This window comes from Sphingomonas sp. Leaf10 (assembly GCF_001421245.1).
GTDB lineage: Bacteria > Pseudomonadota > Alphaproteobacteria > Sphingomonadales > Sphingomonadaceae > Sphingomonas.
The window spans coordinates 289,407-296,492 of record NZ_LMKE01000001.1 but is presented as its reverse complement, the minus strand read 5'-3'; the positions used below and the strand labels follow the sequence as shown (position 1 = coordinate 296,492).

The window sequence follows — 7,086 nt, the reverse complement described above, 5'->3', positions numbered from 1 at the left end:
GGGAGAGGGGAAGCCCCACGCGCAACGCTCATGAAAAAGGGGCCGTCCCCTCGGACAGCCCCCTCTCCCAACCCTCTCCCCTTCCGGGGAGAGGGCTATGCGGCTTACTTCACCGCTTCGTCATAACGCTGGCTGACCTTGTCCCAGTCGACCACGTCCCACCATGCCTTCAGATACGCCGGACGCGCGTTGCGGTAGGTGATGTAATAGGCGTGTTCCCACACGTCGTTGCCGAGGATCGGCGTGCCCTTGACCGGAGCAACGTCCATCAGCGGGTTGTCCTGGTTCGGGGTCGAGGTGATGGCCAGCTTGCCATCCTGCCCGACGATCAGCCACGCCCAGCCCGACCCGAACTGGTTTGCGCCGGCCGTGTTGAACTTTTCCTTGAGCGCATCGAGACCACCGAACTGGTCGTCGATCGCATCCTTCAGCGCGCCCGATGGCTGCGACCCGCCACCCTTCATCGTTTCCCAGAAGAAGGTGTGGTTCCAGAAACCGCCGCCATTGTTGCGCAGCTTGGCCGAACCGCTGCCGATATTGGCAAGCAATTCCTCGATCGACTTGCCCTCCAGGCTCGCGTCTTCCGACACGGCTTCGTTCAGCTTGTCGGTATAGGCCTGATGATGCTTGTCATGGTGCAGCGTCATCGTTTCCTTGTCGATGGTCGGCTCCAGCGCGTCATAGGCATAGGGCAGCGGCGGAAGTTCGAACGCCATGGCAATCCTCCTTAGGAAAAGAACTCGTGCGACCGAACGCGGCGGACCCCGCTTGGCTCCGGTCGTTACGCCTGCGAACCCATAGGCGTGACCGGCGGTGGCGAAAAGGGGGTCAGCCGCCCTGCCCCAGCATTCCATGCCGCTTGAGCGCATGGCGCAACTGGTCATAGGTCAGCCCGATCGCATCGGCGCAGTTGCGCTGATTGTAGCGCGCCTCCGCCATCGCCCGCGTCAGCAGCTGCCGTTCGAAGCGATTGACCCGCGTCTTGAAATCCTCGCACGGATCGTCGGGCGCTGCCGACTCCACGGTAGGCGTTCCCACGACCGGCGCCGTCGCCGATGTAGCAGGGTTCGCATTGGAGCGCGGACGGAACGGCGAGGCGAACGGATCGATCTCGACCAGATCGATCGGCCCAGGCCGTTCCCAGCGATAGACCGAGCGTTCGACCGCGTTGCGCAACTCGCGGACATTGCCCGGCCAGCGATGCTCCATCAGTTGATCGACCGCATTCGGCCCGAACCCGACCCATTCGTCGCGCCCGATCTCCGCCGCCATGCGCCGTCCGAAGAAATCGGCCAGCACCATGATGTCGCCCGGCCGCGCGCGTAACGGCGGCAGCGTCACCACCTCGAAACTCAACCGGTCGAGCAGATCGGCGCGGAACGTCCCGCATTCGACCCGGTCGGGCAGATGCTCGTTGGTCGCGGCGACGATGCGGACATCGACCCGGATCGGCCGCGACGACCCGATCCGCGTCACCTCGCCATATTCGACCGCGCGCAACAACCGCTCCTGCGCGCCCATCGACAGCGTGCCGAGTTCATCGAGGAACAGCGTACCACCATCGGCCTCCTCGAACCGCCCGGTCCGCGCCTTGGTCGCGCCGGTGAACGCGCCCGACTCATGCCCGAACAATTCCGCTTCAATGAGCGTCTCGGGCAGCGCCGCGCAATTCATCACCACCAATGGCTGATCCCAGCGCCCCGACAGGCGGTGGAGCCGTTCGGCGACCAACTCCTTGCCCGTCCCCCGCTCGCCGATCACCAGCACCGGGCGATCCAGCGCGGCCGCACGACTGGCCCGTTCGAGGGCATCGAGAAACGGGCCGGACTGGCCGACGACCTGGGTTGCGCGCTCCATGCCGATGATGTGGCGTATTTTCCCAATAGTTCGCAAGAGGCCAAATCGGCCGAGGCACCTAATCCGTCAAAAGTGACGCAAATTCGTCATTTTTCGATTTGGCACGGCTCCTGCTATGTATTGTGCAAGCCCGAAACAGGGCGCACGCTACAGCTTCAGGGAGTTCTACCATGATCCGCATCAACAAGAATGTGACCGTCCGCCAGTCGATCCTCAGCCTGTTCGGCGCGGTTGCGGTCTGCGTCCTTGCCTTTGGCGTCACGACCGCACCCGGTCCGATCGCCACCACCCATGCCACCGCGCCGATCGCGTAAGGTGGCAGGCCGGGGCGGTTCTGCCCCGTTCCGCTCCGGCCACCCACGAATTCTTCAGGAGTAACCGATGGGCATTTTCTCCCGCACCCGCGACATCATCGCCGCCAACGTCACCGACCTGCTCGACAAGGCCGAAGACCCCGCGAAGATGATCCGCATGATCATCCTCGAAATGGAGGAAACGCTGGTCGAGGTCCGCGCATCCGCCGCGCGCACCATCGCCGACCAGAAGGAAATGCGCCGCCATATCTCCAAGCTCGACAAGCTGCAGGAAAGCTGGACCGAAAAGGCCGAACTGGCGCTGAGCAAGGATCGTGAGGATCTGGCCAAGGCCGCGCTGGTCGAACGCCAGAAAGCGGTCGACATGATCGAACAGCTCAATTCGGAAATCGTCGTACTCGACGACGCGCTGCGCGCTTCGGAAGCCGATATCGCCAAGCTGCAGAACAAGCTGCGCGAGGCGCGGACCCGGCAGAACGCCATCCAGACCCGGATGGAAAGCGCAAACAACCGCACCAAGCTGCGCGAAATGTATGCCGGGTCGAAGACCGCCGAGGCGTTCAGCCGCTTCGACGTCCTCGAACGCCGCGCCGATCTGGCCGAGGGTCGCGCCGAAGCGGCCGGCATGGGCCAGCAGGGCAAGAGCCTTGAGGACGAAATCGCCGAGCTGCGCCAGTCGGACAAGATCGATGCCGAACTGGCCGCGCTCAAGGCCCGCCTGAACCGGGAGGGCTGATCGCGATGGGCGATTTCCTGACGGCGGCGGTCGCGATCAGCGTCCTCTTCATCGGTCTGCCGTGGCTGATCCTCCACTATATCACCAAGTGGAAACAGTCGCCGACGCTGACCAACGAGGACGAGCGACTGCTCGACGACATGCACCTCACTGCCCGCCGGCTCGAAGAGCGGCTCCAGACGATCGAGCGGATCATCGCCGCCGACAATCCGGACTTCCGCCCTTCCCAGCCGCGCCGGGAATATCCGGAAAGCGATTTCCGCAACCACGATTACGCACGGAGGGACTGATGTCCGGCGCACGCACCAAATTCTATGTCGACAAGGCGAATGGCAAGATGTCTGGCGTGTGCGCCGGCATCGCCGACTATACCGGTGTCGAGGTTATGTGGATCCGCATCGGCACGGTGTTGCTGACGCTGGCCGGTGGCTTTCCCTGGACCGTCATCGCCTATTTCATGATCGCCTGGATGGCGCAGAAGAAGCCGGTCGGCCTGTACGAAAGCCGAGAGGACGAGAAGTTCTGGCAGGGCGTCCGGTCGAACCCAACCCGTACCGCGTCGGAAATGCGCTCTACTTTCCGTGACATCGATCGTCGCCTTGCCGACATCGAGATGTATTATACCAGCCGCAACACCCGTCTGGCGGACGAGATCGACAGCTTGCGCTGAGCCGATCCCCGCCGGGGCATTTTGGGGAGAGAGACGATGAATTGGGGTGGACCGGGGTTCGTGCTGGCGATCATCGCGATGGCGATGATTGCGGGCGTCGTGAAGGCGGCGATCCGGGCGAAACACGGAATTGCGAAGGACGATGAACTCGCCCGGCACGGCAATCCCGACGCGGAGCGGCAGGCATGGCTGATGGCGCAGCAGAACGAGCAGTTGCAGGGCAAGATCCTGCGCCTCGAAGAGCGCATTGCCGTCCTCGAACGCATAGCCACCGATCCTGCAACTCGAACCGCTCGCGAAATCGACGCGCTGCGCTAAATCCCGGGGACTACGACCATGCTGACGAACAATCCCGACCTTTTACCCGTAATCGCTCTGCTCGGCCTGACCAGCATGGCGGCGTGGGTCATCACCACCTGGCTCCGCGTCAAGAACGGCTATCCGCTGCAGGGCGGATGGGGGCAGAGCGTCTATCCCCGCGCCAACGACGAAACGGTCGAACGGGTCAAGCTGCTGAGCCAGGAAAACGCCCAGCTCAAGGCCGAACTGGGATCGATCAAGGATCGGCTCGCCAATGTCGAGCGGATCGTGACCGACGGCGCGCATAGCCTCGACCGCGAGATCGAACAGCTGCGCGGCCGGACGAACTGAAAGGAACGACGATGAGCCCGTTCATCATCCCCGCCCTCGCCCTGATGATCCCGATTGTCGCGATCCTCAGCAAGCTGGTGTTCCAGCCATGGCTGGAACTCAAGGAACGCGAATTGCAGGTCCGCGGCACCGAGACCGCCGAAAAGGCCGCGCAATATGCCGCGCAGACCGAACGTCTGGAACAGCGCGTCCGCGTCCTCGAACGCATCATCACCGATCGCGGCGTCGACCTCTCCGACGAGATCGAACGCCTCCGCGACAAACCGCTCAACTGACAAACCCGACGAAAAGGGCAGTCCGATGAACCTCACTTTGACCCTCGCACTCGCCGCCACCACCCTTGCCGCCGTTACGATCGTTTCGATGACGATGCTGTCGGGCTGGCGCGGCTGGTTGGCGCTGCAACAGCAGCGGCTCGGCGACAAGCCGCTGACCCAGCCCGCCCCCAATGCCGGCACCCGCATCGAGATCGCCGACCTGAAGGAACGCATCCGCAAGCTGGAAGCGATCGCCGCCGGGGTGGAACTCTAAAGGCAAATGCCTATAGCAGCGTCATGCAGAGCATCGACGATATCCGCGAAGAATATGACTTCCTCGACGGCGACGACCGCTACCGGTTGCTGATCGACCTGGGACGGCAGCTGGAGCTGATGCCCGATCCCCTCAAGACCGACGCGACGCTGGTACGCGGTTGTTCGGCATCGGTCTGGGTCTATCCGCAGCAGCAGGCCGACGGCACGCTCCACTTCCTCGCCGACAGCAATGCCGCGATCACCAAGGGGATCATCGCGCTGGTGCTGGCGACCGTACAGGATCGCAGCGCATCGCAGATCCTGTCGACCGATATCGACGCGACCCTCGCCCCCTTCGACCTGCGCAACCAGTTGAGCTCGAACCGGACGCAGGGGATACCCAACATGATCGCGCTGATCCGCGAAACCGCATCGCGGCTGGCGAACCCATCGACCGCAGGCTAGGCTGCCCCCAGATCGCCGGAAGCGCGATCCCGACGCGGGAGGGTGCGGATGCTGGCGGGCGGACGGGCAATTAGGCTGGCGTCGATCGCGCTGTTCGTCGCCGTCCCGCTGTCCGGACAGGAGCCGCCGTCCGAACCGGACGCCGATTCCGAAATCCTCGTGATCGCGCGCAAGCTGCGCAAGGTCCGGCTGAACTATACGACGCGCGGGTCGTGGGTGCCGAAATGCGAGGCGGAGGTATCGAGCGGCGAGCCCCGTATCGACCGGATCATGTGCGCGATCCTGCGCGCCTGTGTTCGCGAAGGACATCGCGAGGTGGCGCCGGCCAAGGGGTGCGTCGCAAACCGTATCAGCCGGCTGGCGGAAGGCGCGTTGCCGCCAACCGAGACCGCTGCTGCCCCGCCCCCACCGTTTCCGCCACCGCCGCAGATCGGCCCGGACATCGTGGTCGAGGGCGCACCCGATATCGTCGTTACTGGCAACGTCGCCCACTTGGGCGGCGGATTATGGCTGTTCCGGCGAACCGCTACGCTCGCGCTCCATGGCGGCAATGCAATCCGGCCGTTCCGCTTTACGCAATGCCTGCCGGACGGCACGGTCGAGGTGACGATGCGGCGCTGGGCCGGCGAAGAAAACCTGATGAGCGGATTGATGCGGGGCATGCAATGCGGCCGGCTGCGCGTGAAGATGGGCAATGGCCGGATCAATGCGTCGCGCAGTTGCAACAGCCCGGTCGCCGACCAAACCCTCAACCTGACCGGACACTATGATACCCGGCAACTTGTCCTGAACTATCTCGTCGAACAACGGGCCAACGGTATCGAACGCGGCGGTGGCGCCAATTGGAACCCGCCGCGTCCTCTCGCATGGCGTTGGCAAGTGACGGCGACCCGACAGGGCGACTGCCCGCTCGGCGAACGGCGGGACGAATTGAACGTCAACGAAGTCATGGCCGCGATGTTCGAACCGCGAGGAATGGAGGAACCGGGTAGCGGCGTGGTTCGGTAGCGTCCCGTCTCCGACCGCCGCCTACCCCTCGCCCAGTCCCAATCGCGCCGCCACGGCATCCAGATCGTCGCCCGGCCGCACCAGCAGCCATTCGCCCGGCCGTTCGCTGTCGACCACGACCACCGCGCCCTTGGGACAGACGTCGAGGCACTTCACCTCGACCACCCCCGCCGCGCCCTTTGGCCCGTTCTTCAGCTTCAGATGCTTGCGCAGCGCCTTCGCCAGCGGCTTGTCCGACCCGCCGAACCCGCCGTCCAGCTTCTTCGAACATTTGGCACACACAAGCACCGCCTTGCTCCACCGCGCACGGACCTCGCGCTTCACGCCGGTTTCCAGCTCCGCCGTTCCTCAGCGACGCGCAGCACGTCATAGGCGGCCTGGATCGCATGGAATATCTTCGCCGCCTCGGCATCGCCGGGCCGGACATCGGGATGAAACACCTTGGCCAGCTTGCGCCACGCCAATCGGATCGTGTCGAAATCCGCGTCGGGATCGCATTCCAGCACTTCCAACGCACGCATCTCGTCGCGCGATCGGCTGCCGTCGCCGGATCCAGCCCAGGCGTTCGACGCCGATGCCGCATAGCCATTGGCGGTGCGCTGTTCGGCCGCCTCGCGCGCCTTGGCTTCCTCTTCGTTCAGCCCCTCGAAGTAGTTCCAACCCTTGTTGTATTCGGCGGCATGGGCTTCGCAGAAATACCAGCGATCGGGGTTGTTGGGCGATTTCGGCGCCGGGCATTTGCCGGGTTCGGTACAACCATGCCGGTCGCACAGCTTCACCGTCTGCGCCTCGCGGCCCTCGCTATAGCCGCGCCAGCGGGGAAAGCCCCAGTCGTTCGATCGCGTATGTCGTGCCATTGTCTTCGAAATAAGC

General features: G+C 64.2%; 14 protein-coding genes. 10 read left to right on the top strand and 4 right to left on the bottom strand.

Annotation, left to right across the window (positions count from 1 at the left end; translation table 11 throughout):
• Positions 1-104: 104 nt before the first annotated feature.
• Together ASE59_RS01460 and pspF are read right to left on the bottom strand one after the other, a co-directional pair.
• On the bottom strand, positions 105-716 hold the full coding sequence (locus ASE59_RS01460; protein ID WP_056451265.1) for a superoxide dismutase: 612 nt from the start codon (positions 714-716) through the stop codon (positions 105-107).
• A gap of 112 nt (positions 717-828) precedes the next feature.
• Complete coding sequence (gene pspF, locus ASE59_RS01455) at positions 829-1,857, bottom strand: phage shock protein operon transcriptional activator (RefSeq protein ID WP_056451263.1); 1,029 nt, start codon at positions 1,855-1,857, stop codon at positions 829-831.
• Positions 1,858-2,027: 170 nt separating this feature from the next.
• On the opposite strand from pspF, the gene ASE59_RS19410 reads away from it, so the two are divergent.
• The 10 genes from ASE59_RS19410 to ASE59_RS01410 all read left to right on the top strand — a co-directional run bounded on the left by ASE59_RS19410 (position 2,028) and on the right by ASE59_RS01410 (position 6,213).
• The gene (locus tag ASE59_RS19410; RefSeq protein WP_156359818.1) at positions 2,028-2,171 is read left to right on the top strand and encodes a hypothetical protein; all 144 of its coding nucleotides are present in this window, start codon (positions 2,028-2,030) and stop codon (positions 2,169-2,171) included.
• Between the two features lie 67 nt (positions 2,172-2,238).
• Entirely contained in the window at positions 2,239-2,907 is a 669-nt protein-coding gene (gene pspA / locus ASE59_RS01450) for a phage shock protein PspA (RefSeq protein WP_056451260.1), read from the top strand.
• Between the two features lie 5 nt (positions 2,908-2,912).
• Entirely contained in the window at positions 2,913-3,197 is a 285-nt protein-coding gene (gene pspB / locus ASE59_RS01445) for an envelope stress response membrane protein PspB (protein WP_056451257.1), read from the top strand.
• Complete coding sequence (gene pspC / locus ASE59_RS01440) at positions 3,197-3,577, top strand: envelope stress response membrane protein PspC (RefSeq protein WP_056451253.1); 381 nt, start codon at positions 3,197-3,199, stop codon at positions 3,575-3,577. The genes pspB and pspC overlap by 1 nt, the downstream gene beginning before the upstream one ends.
• Positions 3,578-3,613: 36 nt before the next feature.
• Complete coding sequence (locus tag ASE59_RS01435; RefSeq protein ID WP_056451250.1) at positions 3,614-3,895, top strand: hypothetical protein; 282 nt, start codon at positions 3,614-3,616, stop codon at positions 3,893-3,895.
• Between the two features lie 18 nt (positions 3,896-3,913).
• Positions 3,914-4,228: a hypothetical protein gene (locus ASE59_RS01430; protein WP_056451246.1), complete on the top strand. Its 315-nt coding sequence runs from the start codon at positions 3,914-3,916 to the stop codon at positions 4,226-4,228.
• Between the two features lie 11 nt (positions 4,229-4,239).
• Positions 4,240-4,503 carry a hypothetical protein gene (locus tag ASE59_RS01425; protein WP_056451243.1) on the top strand — a complete coding sequence of 88 codons (264 nt, stop codon included), beginning with the start codon at positions 4,240-4,242 and terminating at the stop codon, positions 4,501-4,503.
• A gap of 25 nt (positions 4,504-4,528) precedes the next feature.
• Complete coding sequence (locus ASE59_RS01420) at positions 4,529-4,759, top strand: hypothetical protein (protein ID WP_056451237.1); 231 nt, start codon at positions 4,529-4,531, stop codon at positions 4,757-4,759.
• Positions 4,760-4,782: 23 nt separating this feature from the next.
• On the top strand, positions 4,783-5,205 hold the full coding sequence (locus ASE59_RS01415; RefSeq protein ID WP_056451234.1) for a SufE family protein: 423 nt from the start codon (positions 4,783-4,785) through the stop codon (positions 5,203-5,205).
• 48 nt (positions 5,206-5,253) lie between these two features.
• Positions 5,254-6,213, top strand: a complete 960-nt coding sequence (locus tag ASE59_RS01410) for a hypothetical protein (RefSeq protein ID WP_056451229.1) — start codon at positions 5,254-5,256, stop codon at positions 6,211-6,213.
• A gap of 21 nt (positions 6,214-6,234) precedes the next feature.
• Here the strand turns inward: ASE59_RS01410 and ASE59_RS01405 are convergent, their stop codons facing one another.
• Positions 6,235-6,537 carry a (2Fe-2S) ferredoxin domain-containing protein gene (locus ASE59_RS01405; protein WP_200913138.1) on the bottom strand — a complete coding sequence of 101 codons (303 nt, stop codon included), beginning with the start codon at positions 6,535-6,537 and terminating at the stop codon, positions 6,235-6,237.
• Complete coding sequence (locus ASE59_RS01400; protein ID WP_056451223.1) at positions 6,534-7,070, bottom strand: J domain-containing protein; 537 nt, start codon at positions 7,068-7,070, stop codon at positions 6,534-6,536. Before ASE59_RS01400 ends, ASE59_RS01405 begins: the two co-directional genes overlap by 4 nt.
• Between the last annotated feature and the right edge of the window lie 16 nt (positions 7,071-7,086).

Excerpts from the sequence above, each read along its gene's own strand:
- ASE59_RS01460 (WP_056451265.1), bottom strand. The coding sequence starts at position 716 with ATGGCGTTCGAACTTCCGCCGCTGCCCTATGCCTATGACGCGCTGGAG.
- pspF (WP_056451263.1), bottom strand. The coding sequence starts at position 1,857 with ATGGAGCGCGCAACCCAGGTCGTCGGCCAGTCCGGCCCGTTTCTCGAT.
- ASE59_RS19410 (WP_156359818.1), top strand. The coding sequence starts at position 2,028 with ATGATCCGCATCAACAAGAATGTGACCGTCCGCCAGTCGATCCTCAGC.
- pspA (WP_056451260.1), top strand. The coding sequence starts at position 2,239 with ATGGGCATTTTCTCCCGCACCCGCGACATCATCGCCGCCAACGTCACC.
- pspB (WP_056451257.1), top strand. The coding sequence starts at position 2,913 with ATGGGCGATTTCCTGACGGCGGCGGTCGCGATCAGCGTCCTCTTCATC.
- pspC (WP_056451253.1), top strand. The coding sequence starts at position 3,197 with ATGTCCGGCGCACGCACCAAATTCTATGTCGACAAGGCGAATGGCAAG.
- ASE59_RS01435 (WP_056451250.1), top strand. The coding sequence starts at position 3,614 with ATGAATTGGGGTGGACCGGGGTTCGTGCTGGCGATCATCGCGATGGCG.
- ASE59_RS01430 (WP_056451246.1), top strand. The coding sequence starts at position 3,914 with ATGCTGACGAACAATCCCGACCTTTTACCCGTAATCGCTCTGCTCGGC.
- ASE59_RS01425 (WP_056451243.1), top strand. The coding sequence starts at position 4,240 with ATGAGCCCGTTCATCATCCCCGCCCTCGCCCTGATGATCCCGATTGTC.
- ASE59_RS01420 (WP_056451237.1), top strand. The coding sequence starts at position 4,529 with ATGAACCTCACTTTGACCCTCGCACTCGCCGCCACCACCCTTGCCGCC.
- ASE59_RS01415 (WP_056451234.1), top strand. The coding sequence starts at position 4,783 with ATGCAGAGCATCGACGATATCCGCGAAGAATATGACTTCCTCGACGGC.
- ASE59_RS01410 (WP_056451229.1), top strand. The coding sequence starts at position 5,254 with ATGCTGGCGGGCGGACGGGCAATTAGGCTGGCGTCGATCGCGCTGTTC.
- ASE59_RS01400 (WP_056451223.1), bottom strand. The coding sequence starts at position 7,070 with ATGGCACGACATACGCGATCGAACGACTGGGGCTTTCCCCGCTGGCGC.